Below are 24685 nucleotides of genomic sequence, written 5' to 3'. Positions count from 1 at the left end.
ATGCTGAACATTCTGCTCAATCGCCTTGGTCAATCGTTGCTAGTGCTGCTCGGCGTTTCGCTGCTGATTTTCTTTAGCCTGCATATGACGGGCGATCCGGCGGCGCTGATGATGCCGCCCGGTTCCAGCCAGCAGGAGATTGACACCTTTCGCCACAGCATGGGCTTTGATCGTCCGCTGATTTGGCAGTACAGCCACTATCTCGGCGGCGTGCTGCACGGCGACTTTGGTGAATCGCTGCGTTACAGCCAGCCGGTGCTGGCTTTGATTGCCGAACGCTTACCTGCCACCGCGCTACTGGCGGTGAGTGCGCTGGCATGGAGTTCACTGCTGGGTTTGCTGCTGGGTATTATCAGCGCCCTGCGCCCGCACAGCTTGTGGGATTTGGTCTGCCGCCTGCTGGCTTTTTCCGGCCAGGCGATCCCGGTGTTTTGGCTGGGATTGCTGCTGATTTTGCTGTTTAGCCTGAAATTACAGTGGCTGCCCTCCAGCGGTTACGGCACCTTCGCCGCGCTGGTGATGCCCGCGCTGAGCCTTGGCGCCTTTTATATGAGCGCCGTGGCCCGCCTGACGCGCGCCAGCCTGCTGGACGTATTGCAACAGGATTATATCCGCACCGCGCGCGCCAAAGGGCTCAGCGCCTGGCGCATCGTGGTGCGACATGGTTTACGCAACGCGCTGATTCCGGTGATCACCGTGCAAGGCATGTATTTCGCCTCGCTGCTCGGCGGTGCGTTGGTGACAGAAATTATTTTTGCCTGGCCGGGCATTGGTCGTCTGGCGATTCAGGCGATTCAAAACCGCGACTTCCCGCTGGTGCAGGCCATCGTGTTACTCGCCGCGGTGGTGTTTGTGGCGATTAACTTGCTGATCGACCTGCTCTATCTGGTGCTAAACCCGAGGATTCGTTTATGAGTCGCCTTGCTGCCACCTTAGATCTGCTGAGTGAACTGACGCGCTGGCCGAGCGTGGCCGGTCAGCTCGCCGCACAGCGCGGGTTAGCCGCCTGGCTGGAACAGTGGATGGTGGAGCAGTTGCACGCCACGATCGTTTATTCGGTGGTGTCGCAAAACGACGACGCTCCACCGTTGGTGCATGTACGCATCGATAACGGCAGCGACAAAACCGTGGTGCTGTACAACATGTACGACGTAATGCCTGCGGATGATGCCGGTTGGGATGTGTCACCGTTTGTCGGCGGCGTTTGTCACTGGGATGACCTCGGCGCGGTGTTTGTCGGGCGCGGCGCCGAGAACAATAAAGGTCCGGTTGCCGCGCTGCTGATCCTGCTGCGTGAGCTGCAGCAGGATCAGCAACTCGATTTCAATGTCGAAATCCTGCTTGAGGGTGAAGAAGAGATAGGCAGCGGCGCGCTACGGCGTTATCTGGCGCAGCAGCCTTGCCCGATCGCCCCCGCCGAAGCGGTGCTGTTCCCGTCACTGTGCGAATACGGCGGCGGCGCACCGCGGGTTTACCTCGGCTTTACCGGACTGGCTTCCGGGCGTCTGAGCGTAACCGGCGGCGACTGGGGCGGACCGTCTTCAGCGATTCATGCCAGCAATGCCGGCTGGATCGCCAATCCCGCGTGGCGCCTGGTGCAGGCATTGCAGGCCATCGCACCGGCCGAACACAGCGGCGTGCTGGCGTGCAGCACGCCCGATGATGAAGCGAATCCGCTGCTGGCGAGCTTAGCCGAGCGGTTCAGCATCCATGACGAACTGCGTTTTCGTCGCAGCCAGCGCCTGATGATCGAAGGCGACACCCTGAGCTGCCTGCAAACGCTACTTGGCAGCGCGGTATTAACGCTGGCCGAACTGCACAGCGATCCGCCAGGCGGACGGGGTGTGATTCCGTTTCGCGCCAGCGCCGAATTAGCTTTTCGCATTCCGCCGGGCTTCGATCAGGACGCGATGATCGCCACCGCTCAGCAGCGTTTGGCGCAGCCGGATTTAGCCGGTAGCGAACTGCAGCTGTTCGACCGCTACCCCGGCATGCGTTTTAGCCGCCACGCCAGCGGCGTCGATGCACTGATCGCCAGCTATCAAACGCTGGGTGCCGCTCCGCAAATCTGGCCGTGGGCACCGGGCTGCGCGCCCGCCTATGCCTTCGCCGCCGTCGCGCCCGCCTTTCTGATCGGCGGATTAGGCCACGGAGGTAACGCCCATGCCGTCAATGAGTTTGTTACGCTGGCAGGACTGGAACGCTTCCAGCAATCCATGAGCCTATGGCTCACCGCATTCAATGATTCGGCCATTGGCCGGGTCGCGCCACACCAGGGAAACACCGCAGTACATAAAAATACAAGGCTATAAAAAATGAAATCAGTTGAAGAGTTTGAACGCGTTCCGCTCGGCTTCTTCCCCACGCCTCACGAGCCGCTGCCGCGGCTCAGTGAGGCACTTGGGATTACGCTGACGATCAAACGCGATGACTACAGTGGCTTCGGCGGCGGCGGCAATAAAGTCCGCAAGCTGGAGTACCTGATGGCGGAGGCCTGCAAAACAGGCGTCAATGTGGTGATCACCACCGGCGGGCATCAGTCGAACCACGCCCGCATGGTGGCCGCCGCGGCGCGCAAGTTTGGCATGCGTCCGGTGCTGGTGCTGCGGGGCAATCCCCCCGCCAGCTGGCAAGGTAATCTGCTATTGGACAAGCTGTTTGGGGCCGAGGTGCAGTTCCTCGACCCCGACGGCTACTTCACGCAGATTGAAGGTGCGATGCAGGCGCATGCTGATGCGGCGATCGCCCAGGGTGAAACCCCAATGATTATTCCGCTGGGTGGCGCCACGCCACTCGGCGCGTTGGGTTATGTGCGGGCAGTGGAAGAGATGGCGGCGCAGCTGGCACCGAGCCAGACGCCCGCGCCCGACTTCATCGTCGCGCCTACCGGTTCCGGCGGCACGCTGGCGGGACTGCATGTCGGTACGCGCAACTATTGGCCTGAGACCCAAGTGATTGGTGTAAGCGTCAGCGCCAAAGCCGACTGGTTCCAGCCACGCATTGCCGGCATGGCGCAGGATTGTGCCGATCTGCTGCAGTGGCCGCAACGGTGGCAGCCGGACGACATCTGGATTGAAGATGGCTACGTGGGTCAGGCGTACGGCGTTCCGTCGGACGGCGGTATCGACGCTATCTACAAACTTGCTCAGCTGGAAGGCGTATTGCTGGACCCGGTGTATACCGGTAAAGCCATGCACGGCCTGTTCTCGCTGGTGGAACTTGGGCGCATCCCACAAGGATCGCGCGTCACCTTCGTGCACTGTGGCGGTTCTCCGGCGCTCTATCCGTTCGCCGACCGTCTGCTGGAGCAGTAATGGACGCCATGTTGCGGGTGCTGGATGAAGCCACCGTTGCACAGCTGGGTGGCGACGATGTTGCGCTGGCGCTGGACGATGTCAAAGCGGTGGTTCGCCTGATGCGCCTTGGCGAGGCGCAGATGCCCGCCGAAAATCACATCGACCTCGGTACGCCGTTGGGTAAAGCCTATGCCTTACCGGCGCGCGTCGGCGGCAGCTACAACGCTGCGGGCGTAAAGTGGACAGCACATCGTCCACAGCGACCGGATGCACTGCCTGCGGCGCTGGCCTTAACGTTAATCAACGATGCGCACAGCGGCATTCCGCGGGGTCTGCTGGCCAGCGGTGCGTTAACCGCCGCGCGTACAGCGGCGGTGAGCGCGCTGGCGCTCCAGCTCGCGGCACCGCGTCCGGTGAAACGCGTGCTGGTGCTCGGTGCCGGTCTGCATGCGCAGGCCCATCTGCGCATGTTGCAACAGCTGTTTCCGCAGCTGGAGCAAATTGGCGTGTGGAATCGCTCGCCTTATAAACTCAGCGCATTTCGCGAAGTGCAAATCGAAACCGATCTGCCGCTCGCCTTAGCGCAGCCTTATGATGCGGTGCTGACCTGTACCAGCGCCGCGCAGCCGATTGTCGATGCGGCGGCGGTACGTCCCGGCAGGATTATTGTGCAGGTGGGCTACCACGAAGTCAGTTTCGCCGCGATCAAAGCCAGCAGCAAAGTGGTGGTCGATGCCTGGGGCGACTTCGCCCAGCGCAGCGCTAAAAGTCTGTTTCAGATGTTCCGCGCCGGTGAGTTCCGTGAGCAGGAGGTGGCGGCTGACCTCGCTGCGCTGCTACTCGATAACTGGCGTCCGGAGAGGGATGACAGCGTCTATTTCTCCTCGTTTGGCCTGAACGTATTTGATATCGCCCTCGCCGCCCGCGTGTTACAGGCCGCCGAACACGATGAGCTGGGATCACTGCAGTCACTGTTCTCGGGAGTTCTGCATGATCATTGATGTGCACACTCTCCAGCAGCGCCAGGCGTGCGGCGAAACGTTTCTGCTGATCGACGTGCGCGAGTTTGCCGACTGGCAACGCGCCACCTTGCCCGACGCGCAGCACTGTAACGTCTACGACTATTTTATTGAGGATTGCAGCGCGCAAGGGTTAGCAGTGATGGCAGCCGAAGCCGCCACCGCGCTGCAACCGATGTTTACCGCCTGGCCCGGCGCCACGCCGGTATTTTTTGAACAGCAGGTGGGCATGCGATCGCCGCGCGGGGCGTGGTTTGCGTGGCTGCTGCAGCGCGACGATGCGCTAATTCTGGATGGCGGCGTGGATGCGTGGACAGCGGCGGGATTCGAGCTTAGTCCAGGCCTGGGTTTGAGTCGTTCGGTGGCCCACCCTCCCGCAGCCCAGGTGCTGGCGTGGAATGCCGAGATGGTGTGTAGCCGGGAAGCGGTGTTAGCCGCCGATGGCGTGACGGTGATCAACGTCGATGCCCGTCGCCCCAGCGAATTTGATGGCAGTTTTGTCCACGCCTGCTGTCAGCGCGCCGGACGCATTCCTCACTCTGCCCTGTTGTTTTGGGAGGATGTCATTGCTAACGGCCATTTCTTACCCGCAGCGGAAATTGCCGCACGTGCCGCAGCGGCAGGACTGAGTAAAAGTGCCAAACTGCAGGTTTATTGCCATCGCGGTGCCCGCGCCGCCACGGTGTTGGCGGCATTGAAACTGGCGGGCTATCCGCATGTTGCGATCTACGTCGGTTCCTGGCACGAATGGGCCGAACACCACGAACTGCCGCTGTTACACGGCAGCTGAACGTTGCGCTAACGCTTGCTGAATGTCAGGCGCGGCGGCAAGCAGTTGGCGGGTATAGTTGTCCTGCGGATGGTTAATCACGCTGGCCGTGGCGCCTGACTCGACAATCTTGCCGTGATACATCACCACCACGCGATCGCACAGTTGTCGCACCGCGCTGAGATCGTGGCTGATAAACAGCACCGATAATCCCAGCTTGTGGCGCAACGTATTAAACAGCGCCAGAATCTGCCCACGCACCGACAAATCCAGCGCGGCCACTGCTTCATCGGCCACCAGCAGCTTTGGCTCCATTGCCAGCGCGCGCGCAATCGCAATACGCTGACGCTGACCGCCGGAGAATGCGCCCGGTAAACGTCCGGCATGTTCCGCTTTCAATCCCACTAATGCCAGCAGCTCTTTTACCCGCTCATCCACCGCCGCGCCTTTGCGCAGCTGCCAGACGCGCAGCGGTTCGGCGATCTGCTCGCCGACCGTGATCTTAGGATTGAGGCTGGCGTAGGGATCCTGAAAAATGATCTGCGTGTGACGCCGTAAGGTGTGCAGCTGACGGCCTTGCAGATGGCGACCTTCGAAATGCACCTCGCCGCCGTCTGCCGCAATCAGGCCTATCGCCGCGCTGCCCAGCGTGGTTTTGCCAGAGCCGGATTCACCAATCAGCCCGACAATTTCTCCCTGCGCAATCGACAGATTGGCCGGATGCAACACGGTTTGGCGTTTGGCCGGCCACAATGGCAGACGGCGCGGTAGCGGATAACTTTTACAGATATCGCGTAATACCAGCAGCGGCGGCTGTTCCTGCGGTTTGATGGCGTCCGGAATGTGCACCGCCGAGGCAGCAATCAATTTGCGTGTGTAAGCATGGGTCGGTGCGCCCAGCGTGCTGAGCACCGCGCCCTGCTCAACCAGCTGCCCTTGCTGCATCACGCACACGCGATCGGCGTAGCGCGCCACCACCGAAAGATCGTGGGTGATCAACAGGATCCCCATGCCCATCTCCTGCTGTAGCACCTGCAGCAGCGCCAGAATCTGCGCCTGAATCGTGACATCCAGCGCGGTGGTCGGCTCATCGGCAATCAACAACTGCGGCTGACCGCTGATGGCGCTGGCAATCATCACGCGTTGCCGCATCCCGCCCGACAGCTGATGAATATACTGGCGCGCACGCTGCGCCGGATTGACGATACCAACGCGATCCAGCAGCGCAATCGCTTCCTGCTGCGCCTGTTTCCAGCTGAACTGGCGATGGCGCACCAGCACTTCGGCGATCTGCTCACCGATGCGCAGCGTAGGATTCATGCTGGTCATCGGCTCCTGAAACACCGTAGCGATGCGGCAACCGCGCAGTGCCTGGGTTTTACGCGCATCGAGCGGCTCGCCATTGAACACCACGCGACCGGCACTCTGCTCCACGCCAGCAGGCAGTAAGTTCATCAGGGCCAGCGAGGTTAAGGTTTTACCGGAACCCGACTCACCGACCAATGCCAGGATCTCCTGCCGATCGAGATGGAAAGAGACGTTGTCCACCAGCAGGCGCTGATCGTGAGTGTGCAGCGAGAGATGTTCAACCGACAGTAAGCGGGCGTTATTCATCAGGCAGGGATTCTCAACAGGGAAAAATACAGGATATATCCTGCACATAAGGTGAACAAGACCGTTAGGTTATGACACTGCGCGTAGCGGAATAAGCCTGTTTGCTGGCAGGCAAAGCGCGATGGCGCCTCACCTAAACCAAAATGAACAGAAATTTGCCGCTACTGCGACAAACTCAAAATCGTGCGGATGTTCTGCGCGGTTGTCGCAATAATATCAATCGCGCCGGTACGCAGCGCGCCGAGGATCGCCATCGCTTTGGTATTTTCGGCGGCAATCGCAATCACGCAGGGAATTTTGCGTAACTCTTCAATACTGAGGCCAATAACACGGTCGTTCATCACCGTATCAACGTGCTGCCCCTGCGAATTGAAGAAGTCATAGCCGGCGACATCGCCGGTGACGCCCTGATTGACGCTGGCATCGATGATTTCGTGCGGCGTAAACCAGCCGAGTTTAACCATGTAGCTGTTTTCGTTCATGTCGCCGATCCCCACCAGCGCCACATCCGCTTTGCGTGCGCGGTCCAGCGTCTCTTTGATGGTGCCGTTTTGCATAAAGGCATCACGCAGCGCCCGGTTCTCAACATAGGCGGGCGCATACAGCGTTTCGCTGATGCCGCCAAACTTCTTCGCCATGCGGCGGCTGATGTGATCCGCGTTGATGGCATCGCCCGGACGATGAGTGCCGCCAATACCGCTGATGAACAGGCAGTTGCGCGTCGGGACCTGGCCGGGATAATCGGCGACAGCGGCGACATTACGTCCTTGCCCCACGGCGACAATCGCGTCGTCTTTTAGCGACTGCGCCAGATGTGACGACACCAGCGCGGCGACCTGACGTCGCTGCTCGTCCTGATCCGGCTGATCGAGCGCAATCAGCGCACGCTGCAGCTGCGGGAAGCGATTTTGAAGCTGTTGTTCAAGACGCGTACTGAATACCGGATGATAACGCACGTTAATTTCGACGATGCCCTCTTCACGGGCGCGCTTCAGTAATCGGCCGACTTTGATACGAGAAATCCCAAACTTACGCGCAATCTCCTCCTGGGTGATTTCGTCCTGATAATAGGCGACGGCAATTTCCGTCAGCAGCTCGGAGTCCTGAGAAAGCGTGTTTTTTTCCATCCGTAACCTGTCTTGTTTGTGATATCTGAATGCTCAGATTTTCGATTGTGCAACCGCACATTCCGTAGCGGCGCGATTTATCGCGCAATAAATTGCGCCGCTACGGAATGTGCGTGCTGCGAGTAGACTTTGGCAGGGAGTTATATCATTGATACGACTCGCTTCGCCAGACAGCAGCGCCGCGAGTCGTTGGACGCGTCACGCTTAGCGCTTGATCGCGTCGATTTTCAGCATACGGGCAATCACGATATCCAGCTCTTTCTGATCGAAGATTTGCTTCCAGTCTGGTTTCACAATCTTCTCGCGACCGTACTCCATGGCGATCATGCAGGCATCAGAGAACGGGTTGGTGGCGCGGAACGCCACCGCCAGCGCGATCTGAATATGGCCGTACAGCATCGCTTTGGCCGCTTCTTCCGGTACGCCGCTGTGTTTTACGGTTTCATCCAGCGCTTCTTTCATAAATGCGCCGACCATGCAGGCGACGGTCTCCACTAGCGTCGGCTCCAGATACGCCAGTTGCGTTACGGTTACCCAATGTACTTGCTCTACCGGGCCGTACATCACGCTAATTACCTTACTCAGCTCGGCTTTCTGTTCATCAGAACCGCTTTCATAGGAAGCCGCGACATGCTGAACAGCTGCAATACCACCGAACGCATCGGCATGCTCCTCTTTGGTGTAACGCTCGAGGAACACCGACGGATGGCAAGGATGCGCTACCGCGTATTCGATGCCATCACGATGGGCGATCAGATTGGCGTACGCCGCTGCCGGGTCCAGCGTCAGCAGAATCGCGCCCGGTTTCATCTGTGGCACCACGCCTTCAGAGACTTTGCCCAGCACGATATCTGGCACCGCCAGAATCACCACGTCACTCAATGGCACCACGGAGGCGGCATCAGAGAGTTCGCGGCCCTGGGCACTCACCTGCTCTTGTGCCTTCGGCGAGTTCTCACAGTAAAATACCTGGTAATCGCTTTTCTGGAAGTTGGCAGAAATACGCATACCCATTTTGCCGCCCGCGCCAATCACGGTGATGGTTTTCAGTTGCACGCTCATGTTATTACTCCTGATCTTGTTTACTACGTAAGAATTCAACGGTGCGGCGAGTCCATTCGGCTTCTCGCTCGCAGGTCACCGCGGCATCGTCCTGCCATGGCAACCAGTGTTCGACGATTTGGTTAATGCCTTTATCCGCCGGGCGCACGCTGGCGATCATCCGGTCGTAATCCAGCAAGCCTTCGCCCATCGGGCAGCCGGCAAACGTAAAGCCGACCCAGCCATCACGGCGCGTAAAGGCAAAGTCTTTGATGTGCAGATTGCCGACGCGCGCGGCGGTGTTGGCGATCACCTGCTCAGGTAACTCCAGTCCGGCGACACAGTTGGCGGGATCGAGACACACTGCCAGCCACGGCGACAGGAACCGGTTGATCACCGACATCATCGCGCCGCTGTTCACCTGCTCATAGGTCTCCAGACAGAGACGCACCTGCTGGCGGGCGAAATCCGGCAACACGGCGGCAATCAGTTCAGCGGCTTCATCCAGCGACGGGCGATGGTCGGCGGTATAAAACATCGAGCGCACGACCTGTGCATCAAGGATGTGCGCCATATGCAGATAACGCTGCAGATGCGCAGTGCCGAGGCCGCGCGTCCCCAGTTCCAGCGTGATGCCGAGCGCATCGGCCTGCTGCCGTAATGCCAGCAGCTGTGCGTCTGACCAGCTCTCAATCGCCGGATAGTCGCAGATTTGAAACACCGACACATCGAGATCGGCGGTCTGCTGCAGCATCTGCTCCAGCGTCAGCGGGTTGGGCACTTTTGATGACATACGCCAGAAAAAGGCGTAAGTGCTGAGTCCGATACGGCTCATTAACGGCGCTCCTGAGCCAGTTCGCTGGCTTCCTCAATGATGTGTGCCAACGCGTTAGGATCGTGGGCGAAACGGCCAAGGAACAAGCCGTTGACGTCGCTGCCAAGGCGCTGAATCAGTCCCGGCCCGGCGCTGCCGCCGTAAATGACTTTCAGGGTGATGCCCGCCGGCGTGGCCAGCTGCTGCAATCCGGCGCATACCGCGCGGATGTAGCTGTCTGGCGCCGGTTGTGGCGCGCCAATCGCCCATTGCGGTTCGTAGGCAAAGAACACCTCACCTTTTAATCCTTGCTGTGCAGCCTCGGCCAGCGCTTCAGCCAGCTGCTGTTCACACAGCGCGATCGCCTGCTGCGGTTCCGCCTGCTGCTCTTCACCAATGCACAGCACCGGCGTTATGCCGTGGCGCAGCGACATCGCCACTTTGGCGGCGATCTGCACTTTGTCTTCATGAAAATGACGACGACGCTCGGCGTGACCAATCTCGGCCAGCGAACAACCTAACTCTTGCAGCATGCTGGCGCTGACTTCACCGGTCCAGGCGCCGTTCTCTGCCTGACACACATCCTGGCCGCCAAAGCGAATCGGCGTGTTGGCAAAGATCTCCGCTACGGCGGGAATGGCGGGATAAGCCGGCAACACAAACAGACCCACTTCGCCGCTTTTCACTGCCGGATGTTCCGCTACGGCAGCCACATCACGGCACCACTGCAACGTTTGCTGATAGCCGAAATACATTTTTAAACTGACGCCGAGCCAGATTTTTGGCTGAGACATGCTTCAAGCTCCTTGTTCCGAGGCACTGTGTTCTTTTAGCAGATCGCCAACGGTATTGACGATTAACGCCAGCGAAATCGCTCCGGCATCTGGCGTACCCATGCTTTTCTCTGCCAGCGGACGCGCGCGTCCCATCTTCGGCACCAGCTGCGCGGTATCCTGCGCTGCCTTGTCTGCCACCTTTGCCGCGGCTAGCCAGGCGTCGGTTAACGAAGCACCTGCGGCGACCGCTTCATTCAGGCTGTCGCTGAACGGCACCAACACATCGACCATGGTTTTATCGCCAACCCGCGCCTTGCCAAAATGCATAATGCCCTCTTTGGCTTCGCGCACGCCGGTTGCCACACGCTGTGCGTCTGGCGTCTGACGATCGCCGAGCGCGGTACCGAGCGCGGTGAGCGCCACGCCCCACAACGCGCCGGAGGTGCCGCCGGCTTTATCGGCCCACGCATCTGCCGCACGGCACAGCAAACTGCCGGCACCGGCACCGCGCGCGGCGACGTCACGCGCTTTCTCTACCGCACCCAATACGCCGCGCTCCATGCCAATACCGTGATCGCCGTCACCGGCCACCGCATCAATATCGCCGAGACGCTCAGCGTTACGCTGTAACATTTCCGCCACGGATTCGAGTAACTGCAGCACGCGCTTTGCGCTCTCCTGCGACTCAACCGTTGCGGTTGGCAACGCCTCTTCACTGCTCTCTTCCAGCTCGGCGGCGCTCAGCGGCTCAGCAACCAATACGCTCCCTTTGCGATAGGCTGGCGTATTGGTTGGCGCGCGCCACAGGGTTTCCAGCTGATCGTCCAGCCACATCAGCGTCAGCGAAGCTCCAGCCATATTAAAGCTGGTGACGAACTCGCCGACATCCGGCTCAACCACCTGCAGTTTGGCTGCGTCGAGCAACTGCGCCACGCGGCGATAGACGACAAACAGCTCTTCATATTTTACCGAGCCCAGACCGTTGAGGATCACCGCCACGCGCTGACCTTCGGTCTGCTGGATGTCGTCCGGCAGTTCATTCAGCAGACGCTCAACAAAGATCTCTGCCAGCTCATCGGCGCTTGGCATATCCGTCTCTTTAATGCCCGGCTCGCCGTGAATGCCGAGGCCGAGCGCCATGCGCCCTTTTTCCACTTCGAACAACGGATGCGACGCGCCCGGCAGGCTGCAGCCAGAAAATGCCACGCCAAAGGTGCGGGTGCGTTGATTGGCGTGCTGCGCCAGTTGCAGAACCTGTGATAAATCGTGGCCCGCTTCGGCGGCGGCGCAGGCGGCTTTAAATACGCACAGATCGCCCGCCACACCACGACGTTTTTCCTGCTCATCTTTGCCTGCGCTGGAGATATCGTCGGTCACCGCCAGCACTTCACAAGGGATACCTTCCGCCCGCAGGCGTTCGCACGCCTGGCCGAAGTGCAGCACATCACCGGCGTAGTTGCCGAACATCAGCAGCACGCCCGCGCCGTTATGCGCCGCTCGTGCCACGTTGTAAATCTGCTGCGCCGACGGTGAAGCGAATAAATTGCCCATCGCCGCGCCGTGTGCCAGACCTTGTCCAACCAACCCGGCGAAGGCCGGATAGTGGCCGGAGCCGCCGCCCACAATCACCGCGACGGTATTCGGCTCGCTGCGCGTACTGCGCACCACGCCGCCAGCAACCTGACGGACTTTGTCAGCGTTGGCGGCGACAAAACCTTCGATGAGCTCAGCGGCAAAGGCTGAAGGTTGGTTAAACAGGTAAGTCATATTAATGCTCCTGAGCTAAAGAGGTCGGCTGAGACGGCGAGCGACGGCGGTTAAGTAACAGCATAAGGAAGGCTGACAGCAGCATGAATCCACCCACCACGAACATCGGCAAGGCGTAGCTGTTGGTGGCGTCATGCAGCGCGCCGGTAATGTAGCCCGCGGAGAAGCCCGCTACGTTTCCTAAGGTATTGATTAAGGCAATGGCTGCGGCAGCAGAGGCGCCGGTCAGGAATTGCGTCGGTAAGGTCCAGAAGTTCGGCAGTGCGGCGAAGATCGAACTGGCGGTGATCGCAATCACCATGATGGTGGTGAACGGCGAATCCATATACAGCGCCAGCGGTACGCTGATGCCGCCTGCCAGTGCCGGAATCGCGATGTGCCAGGTTTTGCAGCCGCGACGGGTGGCATCTTTCGACCAGAAGAACATCACCACGGCGGCGATCAGGTATGGCACGCCGGTAATCAGCCCTTTTTGCATCACGTTGAAGGTGGTGCCGAACTGCTGTTGGAAGCCGGCGATGATGGTCGGCAAGAAGAACGCCAGTGCATACAGGCCATAGATAAAGCCGAAGTAAATCAGGCACAGCATCCAGACGCGGCCATTACCCATCACTGAGCGTAAGCTGTGTTTCTGATGGCCCTGCTTCTGCTGATGCTCGGCTTCAAGCTCAGCGGTCAGCCAGGTTTTCTCTTCAGCGGTTAGCCACTTGGCCTGACACGGTGAATCCACCAGCCAGAACAGCGCGGCGATACCAATCAAAATCGCCGGAATTGAGACGCCCATAAACATCACGCGCCAGCCTTCCATGCCAAACAGACCATGCTGCTGAATCAGTGAGGCGGCTAATGGCGCACCGAACACCACCGTCAGCGGTTGGGCAAGATAGAACAGCGACAGGATTTTGCTGCGATGACGCCCCGGCACCCACATGCTGAGATAGAGAATCGCGCCAGGGAAGAAGCCGGCTTCGGCGATACCCAACAGCAAACGCAGCGTATACAGACCTTCCACACTGCTCACCCAGGTGAACAGCAGCGAGACAATGCCCCAGCTGATCATGATGCGCGCCAGCCAGCGCCGCGCGCCGAACTTATGCAGCGCCAGATTACTCGGCACTTCCAGCAGGATATAACCAATAAAGAAGATGCCCGACGCCAGGCCGAACTGCAGTGCGGTGAGGCCGAGGTCTTGCGTCATGCCGTTAGGGCCGGCAAACGAAATCGCGGTGCGATCGAGGAAGTTAATAAAGAACATCAGCGCCACGAACGGCACCAAACGCCAGGAGATTTTTCTGATGGTGGATTGCTCCACCGCCGTCATTGTTGGTTGTTTCATAACGCACCTCCACGACGTGCGTGAGTGATCATTTCTTTTGGTGGTGTTGACCAAACGCCAAAGGAGCGCTGGCTGCAGGAGTACTGAGAGGTACGGTGTAAATGACACATGTTCGAGTCCTCGATGGGTCTTCTTGTACATTGGTATAGTCATGCGAACATATGAACAGTACACGGATAAATGTGCACACCTCAACTGCAACACGTGAAAGTGTGAGCGCGCTCATGAGATTTGATTTTGGCTACATTATCGGAGTTTCACCCTGATAAGCGCGGGTAGCAGCGCGCGGGCGGGGTTTTACGCGGGATTTATCGGCGGCAATCACGGTTATTCATATGAACAGCCATTGAACATATGATTGTATTTATGGCAGGCTATAGCTGAACATCTTCTCGCCTGCGGAACAAATGAGCAGGCGTCAATGCACACCCTGCTGGAGTACCATGATGAAAACAATCGCAATTGGCGCCGATGATGCGGCTATCGAATTGAAAAATGTGATTAAAAAACTGCTGGAAGAGAAAGAGTATGTGGTGACGGACTACACCAATGACGCACAAAACGACCGTCCAATGTACCCGGACGTGGCATTTGCGCTGGCCACGGCCATACAGAAAAATGAGTTTGAGCGCGGCATCCTGCTGTGCGGTACCGGCATTGGCGTGGCGATTGTCGCTAACAAGGTGGAAGGCGTGCGTGCCGCGCAGTGCCACGATACCTTCTCCGCCGAGCGTGCCCGCAAGAGCAACAACGCGCAGATCATGACCATGGGCGCGCGCGTTATCGGGCCTGAACTGGCGAAGAACATTGTGAATTCCTGGCTGGCATCGGAATTCGAAGGCGGCGGATCAACCGCCAAAGTTGAGAAAATCGGTTATTACGAGCAAGTGTCCCACGCTAAATAAGCGCCGACCTCGCCCCTCTGGAGAACCTTATGTCTACACGCCGGGAAAGAGCCAACGCCATTCGTGCGTTAAGTATGGATGGCGTACAACAAGCCAATTCGGGACATCCGGGTGCCCCGATGGGCATGGCGGATATCGCCGAAGTGCTGTGGCTCGACTTTTTGCAACACAATCCGCGTAATCCAAACTGGGCCAACCGCGACCGCTTTGTGCTGTCGAACGGTCACGGCTCAATGCTGATTTACAGCCTGCTGCACCTTAGCGGCTACGATCTGCCGCTCAGTGAATTAAAAAATTTCCGTCAGCTGCACTCGAAAACGCCAGGCCACCCGGAATACGGCTACACCGCAGGCGTGGAAACCACCACCGGCCCGCTGGGCCAGGGCATCGCTAACGCCGTTGGTTTCGCCATTGCCGAGCGCACGCTGGCGGCGCAGTTCAACCGTCCGGGCCATGACATCGTAGACCATAATACCTACGTGTTTATGGGCGACGGCTGCATGATGGAAGGTATTTCACACGAAGTGTGCTCCATCGCCGGCACCCTGAAGCTGGGTAAACTGGTCGCCTTCTATGACGACAACGGCATCTCCATCGACGGTCACGTCGACGGCTGGTTCACCGACGACACCGCCAAACGTTTCGAAGCCTATGGCTGGCACGTGGTGCGCGGCGTGGACGGTCACGATGCGGACGCCATCAGGAAAGCCGTTGAAGAAGCCAAAGCGGTTTCCGACAAGCCTTCGCTGCTGATGTGCAAAACCGTGATTGGCTTCGGCTCGCCGAACAAAGCCGGCACGCACGACTCGCACGGCGCGCCGCTGGGCGCCGACGAAATCGCGCTGACCCGCAAGCAGCTGGGCTGGAACCACGGTCCGTTTGAAATCCCTTCAGACATCTACTCGCAGTGGGACGCCAAAGAAGCCGGCCAGGCGAAAGAGTCCGCGTGGGACAAAAAGTTTGCCGCCTACGCCGCCGCGCACCCGGAGCTGGCTGCCGAGTTCACACGCCGCGTGAACAACGAACTGCCGGCTAACTGGGCCAGCGAGTCGCAGACGTTTATCGAGCAGCTGCAGGCCAATCCGGCGAAAATCGCCAGCCGTAAAGCCTCGCAGAACGCCATCGAAGCCTTCGGTAAAATCCTGCCGGAATATCTGGGCGGCTCGGCTGACCTGGCGCCAAGCAACCTCACCATGTGGTCCGGCTCGAAGCCGATCAACGAAGACGCGGCGGGCAACTACATTCACTACGGCGTGCGCGAGTTCGGTATGACCGCCATCGCCAACGGCCTGGCGCTGCACGGCGGCTTCCTGCCGTACACCGCCACCTTCCTGATGTTCGTCGAGTACGCGCGCAACGCCGCCCGTATGGCCGCGCTGATGAAAATCCGTCAGATCATGGTCTACACCCACGACTCGATTGGCCTGGGTGAAGATGGCCCGACGCACCAGCCGGTTGAGCAGATGGCCAGCCTGCGCGTGACGCCAAACATGAGCCTGTGGCGCCCGTGCGACCAGGTTGAGTCGGCGGTAGCGTGGAAGTACGCCATCGAGCGCGTTGACGGCCCGTCGGCGCTGATCTTCTCGCGTCAGAACCTGGCGCAGCAGGATCGTAGCGCTGAGCAGCTGGCTAACGTGGCGCGCGGCGGTTACGTGCTGAAGGACAGCAACGGCACGCCGGAGCTGATCCTGATCGCCACCGGTTCGGAAGTGGAGCTGGCGGTGAGCGCTTACGAGCAGCTGACGGCCGAAGGCCGCAAGGTGCGCGTGGTCTCCATGCCATCCACCGACGCGTTCGACAAGCAGGATGCGGCGTACCGTGAATCGGTGCTGCCGAAAGCGGTGGCGGCGCGCGTGGCGATCGAAGCGGGTATCGCGGACTACTGGTTCAAATACACCGGCCTGAACGGCGCAATCGTCGGCATGACCACCTTCGGTGAGTCAGCGCCAGCGGATCAGCTGTTTAAAGCGTTTGGCTTCACCGTTGAGAACGTGGTTAAAACGGCGAAATCGATTCTGTGAGAGTGAAGCGGCGTCCCAGCGGGACGCCCTTCTTAACTACGCGGTAATACGAATGATTTTTTGCGTCATGCTCATGGCTGAATCAAACGGGCCGGTATTGCGCACGATTTTTACCATCACGCTGGCGCCCACCCAAAGCTGATACAAGCTTTCCGCTACCCGGCCGGGTGTATCATCAATAGCCAGTGAACCCTCTTCAACGCCCGCTTCCAACGCTTCCGCCAGTCGCGAGATGATACCCGAGGTGCCATTTTGCAACGTAACGCGCATGTAATCCGACAGATCGGCAACTTCAGCGCCCAGCTTCACCGCCAGGCACTTGCCCTGACAATCGGAGAACGATTGCGATTCGCGCCACAGCTGCCAGTAGTTCATTAGCCGCTGCGCCATCGTGAGCCCCGGCTGAGCAAGCGTGGTATCAAGCTCAGCCAGATAATCATCAAAATAGCGCGCCAGCATCGCGACGCCGAATGCTTCTTTCGAACTAAAGTAATGGTAGAAAGAGCCTTTCGGCACGCCCGCATCGGTGAGGATTTCATTCAATCCGACCGCCGAAAACCCCTTGCCCGCCATAATACGTTGGCCGGTGGCAAGGATGTGATCGCGGATTTCATTACTGTGTAATTGGGATGTAGTCGTCATAGCGTGAGATTACCAAATACTAGACCAGTCGTCTATGAGCAGATTATACGCAAATTACTGCGATAAGCTACGGGCCGCTTGCTCGATCGCCGCCGCCATTTCCCTTGGCTGTGAGGCATAGAAAGCATGATTGCCTTTCAGTTCCGTCACCGTGCGACAAGGGAGTAGACAGCGGTTCATCCCGATAAGTTTATTGTGCCAGTTGTTTGATTAACTGTTGCGCCGTCTCTGCTGAAGAAGTTGGATTTTGTCCGGTAATCAGCAAACCATCGCTAACCACATATGAACTCCAGTCGGCACCTTTTGAGTACAGACCGCCCTTAGCGATCAGCTCGTCTTCCACCAGGAAAGGCACCACCTTCGTCAGGCCGACCGCTTCCTCTTCGCTATTGGTAAAACCGGTGACTTTGCGCCCTGCTACCAGCGGTTTTCCTGCTGGCGTTTTGACGTGGCGCAGCACGCCCGGCGCATGACATACCAGCGCCACGTGTTTGTTGGCTGCGAGGAAACCTTCGATCAAGGCAATCGAGTGCTTATCTTCAGCTAAATCCCACAGCGGACCGTGGCCGCCTGGGTAAAACACCGCGTCAAAATCCGCAGGTGAAACGCTATCCAGACGAACGGTGGCGGCGAGCTGTGCGGTTGCTGCAGCATCTGCTTCAAAGCGATGGGTTTGTTCGGTCTGAAAATCGGGCTCGTTGCTTTTCGGATCTAACGGAGGGTTGCCGCCTTTCGGTGACGCCAGGGTGATTTCTGCGCCGGCATCTTTGAAGGCGTAGTAAGGCGCAGCCAACTCTTCCAGCCAGAAACCGGTTTTGCGGCCGGTATTACCCAATTGATCGTGTGAGGTTAAAACCATAAGAATCTTCATTGTAAATCTCCTGCTTGCTGGATTTAAACATCTAAACTAGACCAGTCGTCTAGCGCTTGAATTCAAAGTAACAGCAAATAGACCAGTCGTCTAGAAGTTAATTCATTTTTTACTGCCATGAAATGCGCCCGCGTTTGTTACCTTTCTATCCGCTTGCGGGTAATCTATCGCCGTTTGCTCTCTCTCACGGAACCGGAGAAATCATGTCCACCTTACGTTTGCTCATCTCTGACTCACACGATCCCTGGTTTAATCTGGCGGTGGAAGAGTGTATTTTCCGCCAGATGCCAACGACGCAGCGTGTGCTGTTTCTTTGGCAGAATGCTGAAACCGTGGTGATCGGGCGCGCGCAAAATCCATGGAAAGAGTGCAATACGCGGCGCATGGCAGAAGACGGCATTAAGCTGGCGCGCCGCAGTAGCAGTGGTGGCGCGGTGTTTCACGATTTGGGCAACTGCTGCTTCACCTTTATGGCCGGCAAACCGGAATACGATAAAACCGTCTCTACCGCGATCATCCTGCGTGCGCTTGAGCAGCTCGGCATTGCCGCTGAAGCGTCAGGGCGCAACGATATCGTGGTGAATGTTGACGGTGACGTGCGCAAAATTTCCGGTTCCGCCTACCGTGAAACGCCAGATCGGGGTTTTCACCACGGCACCTTTTTAATGGATGCTGATCTGTCGCGTCTCGCCGATTACCTCAATCCAGACATCAAAAAATTACAGGCGAAAGGCATCAGTTCGGTACGATCGCGTGTGGCTAACATCGCCGATTTGGTGCCGGACATCAGCTTTGCAGCGATATGCCGCGAGGTGATTGCCGCCTACTTCGCTTACTACCATGAGCAGTGTGAACCGGAGCATATCTCCCCTGAGGCGCTACCTGACTTACCTGGCTTCAGGCAGCAGTTTGCCCGGCAAAGCAGCTGGGAGTGGAATTTTGGCAACGCGCCGGATTTCTCGCATTTGCTGAATGAGCGCTTTGTCTGGGGCGGCGTGGAGATCCATTTCGATGTGGAACGCGGCGTGATTTCCCGCTGCCAGATTTTCACCGACAGCTTGAACCCTGCGCCATTAGAGACGCTGGCGTTACGCCTGAAGGGCGCGGTATATCGACCAGAAACCATGTCGACGCAAGTCGCGCAGTTGAAAGCGGAATGTCCAGAACAGCTGAATGAACTGAGCCAGCTGGAAAGCTGGCTGGTCAGTAGCTTGAGTTAACTATGATTCAGGTGCGCCGTTGCGCGCACCCGTTCGCTTATTTGCTCTCTGTCTGCACCACTAAATCAGGCTCCTTGCCCACCAATATCAGCGTCAGGCTAAAGGACATGATTAAGGCAATCGCCACACCAGAAACCGCCCAGATAAAGTACGGTCCAATATAGGCTGGCAGACTAAAGATACTGGAAAGAATGTAGCCATATAAACGCACGCCGAAGAAACCAATAAACGCGGATGCCAACGCGCTGGAAACCGTGGCGGCGATAAAGGCTTTTTTGTAGCGGGTTAATACGCCAAACAGCGCCGGTTCCGTGATGCCTAATAGTGCTGAAATGGCGGCTGAAAGTGTTACCACTTTATCCTGGCGATGTTTACTCAATGTCCAGATAGCAAAAGTCGCGCCGGCAATCGACATATTGGCCATAAACATCATGGGCATTAACATGTCATAACCGCGGTCGCTGAAGTTTTGTAGCGCGATCGGTGTCATCGCATGGTGCATACCGGTTAGCACCGCAATAGGCCGGATCGCGCCGACAATCAAGCCGGCAAAGCTGGAAGAAATACTGAATAAGCCTTCAATAAATAACGCTAACCCTTTGCCCAACCAGATGCCCATCGGGCCAATCACCACCAGCGCCGTCAGTGCCGCGAGGAACAGCGTTAAGGTTGGCGTAAAGACGGTCTTCAACACCTCGGGCATAATACGATCCACCCAGCGATGGATATAGCTGAGCGCCAGAATAGAAAAAATTACCGGAATAACGCTGGAGGCATAATTAAACACCGAAACCGGAATCACGCCCATCAGCCAAAACGCACTTACCGCCCCTTCCTGATGTGCCGCCAGCGTTTTAGCCGCGTCGATTAATGTGGGATACATTAAACACGCGGCAACAGCCGCCGCGAGATACTCATTGGTTTTAAATATTTTGGCTGCAGAGACTGCCAAAAAGAACGGTAGGAAATAGAATACTCCGCTGGCGATTAAATCAATCACCATTACCGTATCACTCTTTGCCGAAATCAGTTTTAACGCCACTAATCCGGCCAGCAATCCTTTGATCATCCCTGCCCCAGCAATCGCCGGGACAATAGGCCCGAATACGCCGGAGACGGTATCCATAAACATCGACACCACACTTTTACGTGTTTTTTCACTCGACGCAGTCTGTGCGCTATCGCTATTTAATACCGGAGCGATCTGCTCATACCAGCTATTCACCTGCGGACCAATAATGATTTGAAACTGCTCGCTCTGCATTTGCGCACCCAGTACGCCGGGCAAGGTTTTAATTTCACTCTGGTTAACTTTATTGTCATCAATCAGATCAAAGCGCAGGCGCGTCATGCAGTGCCAGACTTTATTAATATTACTCTTCCCACCCACTAAGTGGATTATATTTTTTATGACTTCCTGCGTTCCCATAGTGGCTCCTGAGGGAAGAAAAATGGTGTGATAAAAGCTGCCGTGGATGGTAATAAATGCCAGAGTGCAAAACAAACCAATAAATCATGATGAAGATCACAAAACCTGCCACAGCAGGACAAATAAACCATTAAATTCCTAATTGGTCCGTTTTTTTAAGGAAAAATTAAAGCTTTCCTAACCAATATTTATTTATTAAAAAAGGGTTTGCGCCTCAATAAAAAGCCAGTAATTATACGCAAAAAATTCTTATCATACTGCTTTGATGTCGAACGCAGTCACTGCGCTGCAGGAGTATTTCTCGTGACCCCAACGATTATTGAGAGTATTAGCTGTTTTATTACCCGTCCCGATCGCCATAATCTGATTACCGTACGCGTCACCACCAATAAAGGCATCACCGGTCATGGCTGTGCGACTTTTCAGCAGCGTCCGCTGGCGGTGAAAACCATGGTTGATGAGTATCTGGTACCGTTATTAGTGGGACGTGATGCCAACAATATTGAAGATTTATGGCAGATGATGAACGTCAATGCCTATTGGCGTAATGGCCCGGTAACCAATAATGCTATTTCAGGGATTGATATGGCGTTGTGGGATATTAAATCACAGCTGGCGGACATGCCTCTCTATCAGCTGTGGGGCGGTAAAGCGCGCGATGCCATTGCAGCTTATACCCATGCCAGTGGAGAAACGCTGGCCGAACTTTTTAGTTCGGTTGATAACGCATTGGCAAAAGGCTATCGCCATATTCGCTGTCAGCTCGGTTTTTATGGCGGCACCGCGAAAGAGCTGAATTCGCCAGAGAACAGCACGGCTGGCGCCTATTATTCTCAGCAAGAGTACATGGCAAATACCCTTGAGATGTTCCGCGCGTTGCGAGAGAAATACGCCCACCGTTTTGAAATCCTGCACGACGTTCACGAACGCCTGTTTCCACAACAGGCCATTCAGCTGGCAAAGCAGCTTGAACCCTATATGCCCTATTTCCTCGAGGATGTGCTGCCGCCGGCGCAAACCGCCTGGCTGGCACAGTTGCGTCAGCAAAGTGCGGTTCCGCTGGCATTAGGTGAACTCTTTAATAATCCGGCTGAGTGGCATGACTTAATTGTAAATCGCCGCATTGACTTTATTCGCTGCCACGTCTCGCAAATCGGTGGCATTACGCCCGCTTTAAAACTGGCGACGCTGTGTCAGGCGTTTGGCGTCAGACTGGCGTGGCATGGTCCAGGCGATATGACACCGATTGGCGTCGCAGTGAATACGCATCTAAATATCCATCTTCACAATGCCGCGATTCAGGAGTTTATTCCGCGCTCGGCGTTGACGGATGCCATTTTCCCAGGCGCGCCGGATATCAAAGAGGGCTATCTTTATCCCCCGCAGGCCTCGGGCATTGGCGTAACGTTTGACCAGGCGTTGGCAGAAAAATATCCGGTGGTGTACCGCCCGCATGAATGGACGCAGAGCCGTCTGCCGGATGGCACTATTCACACGCCGTGATTTAGCGCTGTTCCTGACGGAAGCGCAGATTGTCGGAATTGTGCGGAATCAGGTAGGTGCAGGTGTAATTAATATCAATGATGTCACTGATTTCATACACCTGCCCGCCCTGCAGAATGCCGCGGTTAATAATGTGCATCGCCGGGCTGCCTTTTTTACACTGCAACAGAGCCGCCTGTTCGCGATTAACGTTAATAGCCCGATAGCTGGTGAGCAAATGTGAAATCTGGTAGCCCTTAGCTAACACATATTGCTGTATCGAACGCTCAATCACTTCACCGCTAAGGTCAGCAAATAAGCTGGCGGGCATGCGTGATATTTCGATCTGCACCGCGACATTATCGACAAAGCGCAGGCGGGAAAACTCCCAAATAAACGCGTCATCATTGATGGCGAATATTTGCTGCTCATCGCTGTCCGGGCGTCGTTTGCGCAGGCTAATCGCGCGGTAATGCATCTGGTCGAAGCGTTTTTCGGTGATGGAATTATAAACCAGCGGGTTATTACGTACCGTTTCATTGATCCAGATACCTGAGCCCTGCACGATGCGCACGGCGCCGATACTCACCAACTTCTCCAGCGCCTGGCGAACGGTAAAACGCGAGACACCGTACTCTTCCGCCAGTTGGCGTTCAGGAGGCAATTTGCGCGGTGCCGATGTGTCTTCCTGATAGATCTTGCTCAGCAAATCCTGGGTAATGAACTCTTTCTTTTTCATTGAATTACCCTCCTCCGGTCGATGTTCTGCCGATCATAACACGAGGAGGGTAACGCAACAGGCTGCGTTAGGCGCCGCTGACGGTGCCACTCAGCACCGCAGGCACATCATCCTGCACCATAAACGCCACCAGCGTGGCATCACGCTCACCCGTAAGCGCTGACAATACCGTCGCCGCACTGACGGAGTCGCCCTTATGCAGGCGCTCAGCATCTATTTTCACAATACCGTCCAGCACGGTTATCCAGCTGGAATAGCCTGCGCGCTGCGGAAGTTGCACCCGCTCGCCGCGTTCCAGTTTCACATCATAAATATAAACGGCCTGGCCCAGCGTCAACGGTGCTTCGCTGCCGTGCGGCCCGGCCAGCAGCGTCCAGGCGTTAACTGCTGCACCGTCTTCACGGGTAAAGCTATTAATACGTGCTTCGCCACCAGACCGGGCCGGGCGAATGCTGGCCTGCAGCATCTCGGTTTCGATAAAGGGCGCAGATTGTTCAACACGCGCACCGCTGCCCGCACTCATCATCAGCGCACGTTTCGCGTTGAGTGAAACAGTGGCGCCATTCTCAGTACGGTGCAGCAGCGAGCCGCGCCAGACGTAGCTAAAAATCTCGTCGTCCTGATGAGCTTGCAGCGGGATTTTCGCACCCAGCTGCAGCGTCATCTGGTCGATAATCGCTAACGGCCCGAACGCTGCGCCAGGACGCTGACGCCGAATAGTAAATGGGCCATATTCAAACAGTTGATCGCGATCGGCACGCAAGATGTTCATGGCTATTTTCCTCAATGATTTCTCTCTGACAACCATCATAGAGGCTGAAAAAATCCTGAACAGCAGGCAAAACTGCTCGCTTACATCAAAACTTTTGAATAAGGGAAGCCAGCTGTTTACCTGCCCATCCTGAGACAATATTGATGCATAAGCGGGTGTCGGATAACGCGTTTATACGGTGATCAGGGTGATATTCTCGTCACGAAAGGCGTTGTAAAACTCTTTATTCAGACTCTCTTCAACCACCAGCACATTTATCTGTTCGCAACCTGCAACTGTAAATCTGGCAACCGCGGGGATTTTATCGGCGGTGAGTCCAACGATCGTCTGATTGCTTTGCTTGATCGCCGCTTTTTTAAATTCACAGTCTGCAAAGTCAAAACCGGTGAGCCCCGAGTCGGGACTCATGGCGCATCCGCCGATAAAGGCCTGGTCAAAGATGATATTTCTAAGCTGCTCAATGGCGGTATTCCCTACGCAACCGCCGCTTTTTTTCTGAATATGTCCGCCCAGCATAATGACGTCGATATTGGGATGTTTTAACAGCACGGCAGCAATATCCGGTGCATTGGTGACCACCGTTAATGAGAGCTGCTCCGGCAGCGCCAGCACCATCGCCAGATTAGTGGTGCCCGCATCAACAAATATGCAGCTATCGCTTTTAACCAGGGCTGCGCACTGTTTCGCGATTCTGTCCTTTTCTGCGTGGTTTTGCTGTTTTCGCTGTTGAAATGCATCCGCTTCTGGCAGCTGCAAGACTGCACCACCATACACTTTTTTGCACAGCCCCTCTTTACTCAACTCATGCAAATCGCGCCGGATAGTATGTTCAGATACCTGCATTTGCCTGGCGAGATCCACACACACTACGCGGCCCTGCTCACGTAAAATCTGCCGTATCAATGCCTGTCGCTGTTCAGGGAAAGCCGCATAATCGAGCATATTAATTCCTTAATCCATCACAATCGATCTATACTGAGCATAATCATGCATACGTGCAGTGATTGTCAATTTTCAAGTGCAACCCTATGGGAATCTGCCTTAC

General features: G+C 56.7%; 22 protein-coding genes. 9 read left to right on the top strand and 13 right to left on the bottom strand.

What is annotated here, in order from left to right; translation table 11 throughout:
* Genes PMI17_RS08675 through PMI17_RS08655 form a run of 5 tightly spaced genes read left to right on the top strand, consistent with a single transcriptional unit; the run spans position 1 to position 5105 of the window.
* Positions 1-915 carry an ABC transporter permease gene (locus PMI17_RS08675; protein ID WP_007888333.1) on the top strand — a complete coding sequence of 305 codons (915 nt, stop codon included), beginning with the start codon at positions 1-3 and terminating at the stop codon, positions 913-915.
* Positions 912-2312, top strand: a complete 1401-nt coding sequence (locus PMI17_RS08670; protein ID WP_007888332.1) for a M20 family metallopeptidase — start codon at positions 912-914, stop codon at positions 2310-2312. Before PMI17_RS08675 ends, PMI17_RS08670 begins: the two co-directional genes overlap by 4 nt.
* 3 nt (positions 2313-2315) lie before the next feature.
* Entirely contained in the window at positions 2316-3314 is a 999-nt protein-coding gene (locus PMI17_RS08665) for a 1-aminocyclopropane-1-carboxylate deaminase/D-cysteine desulfhydrase (protein ID WP_007888330.1), read from the top strand.
* Entirely contained in the window at positions 3314-4297 is a 984-nt protein-coding gene (locus PMI17_RS08660; RefSeq protein WP_007888329.1) for an ornithine cyclodeaminase, read from the top strand. Before PMI17_RS08665 ends, PMI17_RS08660 begins: the two co-directional genes overlap by 1 nt.
* The gene (locus PMI17_RS08655) at positions 4287-5105 is read left to right on the top strand and encodes a rhodanese-like domain-containing protein (protein ID WP_007888328.1); all 819 of its coding nucleotides are present in this window, start codon (positions 4287-4289) and stop codon (positions 5103-5105) included. The genes PMI17_RS08660 and PMI17_RS08655 overlap by 11 nt, the downstream gene beginning before the upstream one ends.
* On the opposite strand, the gene PMI17_RS08650 is transcribed toward PMI17_RS08655, so the two are convergent.
* The 7 genes from PMI17_RS08650 to PMI17_RS08620 form a co-directional block, all read right to left on the bottom strand.
* Positions 5091-6698, bottom strand: coding sequence for an ABC transporter ATP-binding protein (locus tag PMI17_RS08650; protein ID WP_007888327.1), 1608 nt, complete (start codon positions 6696-6698; stop codon positions 5091-5093). The genes PMI17_RS08655 and PMI17_RS08650 overlap by 15 nt on opposite strands.
* A 161-nt stretch (positions 6699-6859) precedes the next feature.
* Entirely contained in the window at positions 6860-7825 is a 966-nt protein-coding gene (locus PMI17_RS08645) for a sugar-binding transcriptional regulator (RefSeq protein ID WP_007888326.1), read from the bottom strand.
* Between the two features lie 204 nt (positions 7826-8029).
* Positions 8030-8887, bottom strand: coding sequence for a phosphogluconate dehydrogenase C-terminal domain-containing protein (locus tag PMI17_RS08640; RefSeq protein ID WP_007888325.1), 858 nt, complete (start codon positions 8885-8887; stop codon positions 8030-8032).
* A 4-nt stretch (positions 8888-8891) separates the two neighbouring features.
* Entirely contained in the window at positions 8892-9701 is an 810-nt protein-coding gene (locus tag PMI17_RS08635; protein ID WP_007888324.1) for a sugar phosphate isomerase/epimerase, read from the bottom strand.
* Entirely contained in the window at positions 9701-10474 is a 774-nt protein-coding gene (locus PMI17_RS08630) for a triose-phosphate isomerase family protein (RefSeq protein ID WP_007888323.1), read from the bottom strand. The genes PMI17_RS08635 and PMI17_RS08630 overlap by 1 nt, the downstream gene beginning before the upstream one ends.
* 3 nt (positions 10475-10477) lie before the next feature.
* Positions 10478-12223 (bottom strand): dihydroxyacetone kinase family protein, encoded by a 1746-nt coding sequence (locus PMI17_RS08625; RefSeq protein ID WP_007888322.1) that lies wholly within the window; start codon positions 12221-12223, stop codon positions 10478-10480.
* Position 12224: 1 nt separating this feature from the next.
* Positions 12225-13559 (bottom strand): MFS transporter, encoded by a 1335-nt coding sequence (locus tag PMI17_RS08620; protein ID WP_007888320.1) that lies wholly within the window; start codon positions 13557-13559, stop codon positions 12225-12227.
* Positions 13560-14005: 446 nt separating this feature from the next.
* On the opposite strand from PMI17_RS08620, the gene PMI17_RS08615 reads away from it, so the two are divergent.
* Positions 14006-14464 (top strand): RpiB/LacA/LacB family sugar-phosphate isomerase, encoded by a 459-nt coding sequence (locus PMI17_RS08615; protein WP_007888317.1) that lies wholly within the window; start codon positions 14006-14008, stop codon positions 14462-14464.
* Between the two features lie 29 nt (positions 14465-14493).
* A complete protein-coding gene (tkt, locus tag PMI17_RS08610; protein WP_007888314.1) occupies positions 14494-16485 on the top strand; it encodes a transketolase in 1992 nt (663 codons plus the stop codon).
* Between the two features lie 36 nt (positions 16486-16521).
* On the opposite strand, the gene PMI17_RS08605 is transcribed toward tkt, so the two are convergent.
* Together PMI17_RS08605 and PMI17_RS08600 are read right to left on the bottom strand one after the other, a co-directional pair.
* A complete protein-coding gene (locus PMI17_RS08605) occupies positions 16522-17127 on the bottom strand; it encodes a TetR/AcrR family transcriptional regulator (RefSeq protein WP_007888312.1) in 606 nt (201 codons plus the stop codon).
* Between the two features lie 190 nt (positions 17128-17317).
* The gene (locus tag PMI17_RS08600; protein ID WP_007888309.1) at positions 17318-17998 is read right to left on the bottom strand and encodes a type 1 glutamine amidotransferase domain-containing protein; all 681 of its coding nucleotides are present in this window, start codon (positions 17996-17998) and stop codon (positions 17318-17320) included.
* A gap of 203 nt (positions 17999-18201) precedes the next feature.
* Between PMI17_RS08600 and PMI17_RS08595 the strand changes: the two genes are divergently transcribed.
* The gene (locus tag PMI17_RS08595) at positions 18202-19218 is read left to right on the top strand and encodes a lipoate--protein ligase A (RefSeq protein ID WP_007888308.1); all 1017 of its coding nucleotides are present in this window, start codon (positions 18202-18204) and stop codon (positions 19216-19218) included.
* A gap of 37 nt (positions 19219-19255) precedes the next feature.
* Here PMI17_RS08595 and PMI17_RS08590 read toward each other — a convergent pair whose 3' ends face one another.
* Positions 19256-20647, bottom strand: coding sequence for a PTS transporter subunit EIIC (locus PMI17_RS08590; RefSeq protein ID WP_007888306.1), 1392 nt, complete (start codon positions 20645-20647; stop codon positions 19256-19258).
* A gap of 303 nt (positions 20648-20950) precedes the next feature.
* Between PMI17_RS08590 and PMI17_RS08585 the strand changes: the two genes are divergently transcribed.
* Complete coding sequence (locus PMI17_RS08585; RefSeq protein ID WP_007888304.1) at positions 20951-22150, top strand: enolase C-terminal domain-like protein; 1200 nt, start codon at positions 20951-20953, stop codon at positions 22148-22150.
* A gap of 1 nt (position 22151) precedes the next feature.
* Here the strand turns inward: PMI17_RS08585 and PMI17_RS08580 are convergent, their stop codons facing one another.
* The 3 genes from PMI17_RS08580 to PMI17_RS08570 all read right to left on the bottom strand — a co-directional run bounded on the left by PMI17_RS08580 (position 22152) and on the right by PMI17_RS08570 (position 24582).
* A complete protein-coding gene (locus PMI17_RS08580; RefSeq protein ID WP_007888302.1) occupies positions 22152-22868 on the bottom strand; it encodes a GntR family transcriptional regulator in 717 nt (238 codons plus the stop codon).
* A 67-nt stretch (positions 22869-22935) separates the two neighbouring features.
* Positions 22936-23640: a pirin family protein gene (locus tag PMI17_RS08575; protein WP_007888301.1), complete on the bottom strand. Its 705-nt coding sequence runs from the start codon at positions 23638-23640 to the stop codon at positions 22936-22938.
* 171 nt (positions 23641-23811) lie between these two features.
* Positions 23812-24582: a DeoR/GlpR family DNA-binding transcription regulator gene (locus tag PMI17_RS08570; RefSeq protein WP_007888300.1), complete on the bottom strand. Its 771-nt coding sequence runs from the start codon at positions 24580-24582 to the stop codon at positions 23812-23814.
* Between the last annotated feature and the right edge of the window lie 103 nt (positions 24583-24685).

The organism is Pantoea sp. GM01, assembly GCF_000282675.1.
GTDB classification, from domain to species: Bacteria; Pseudomonadota; Gammaproteobacteria; order Enterobacterales; family Enterobacteriaceae; genus Pantoea; species Pantoea nemavictus.
Note: the sequence above shows the minus strand (reverse complement) of the source record. Positions and strands in the feature narration are given on the sequence as shown.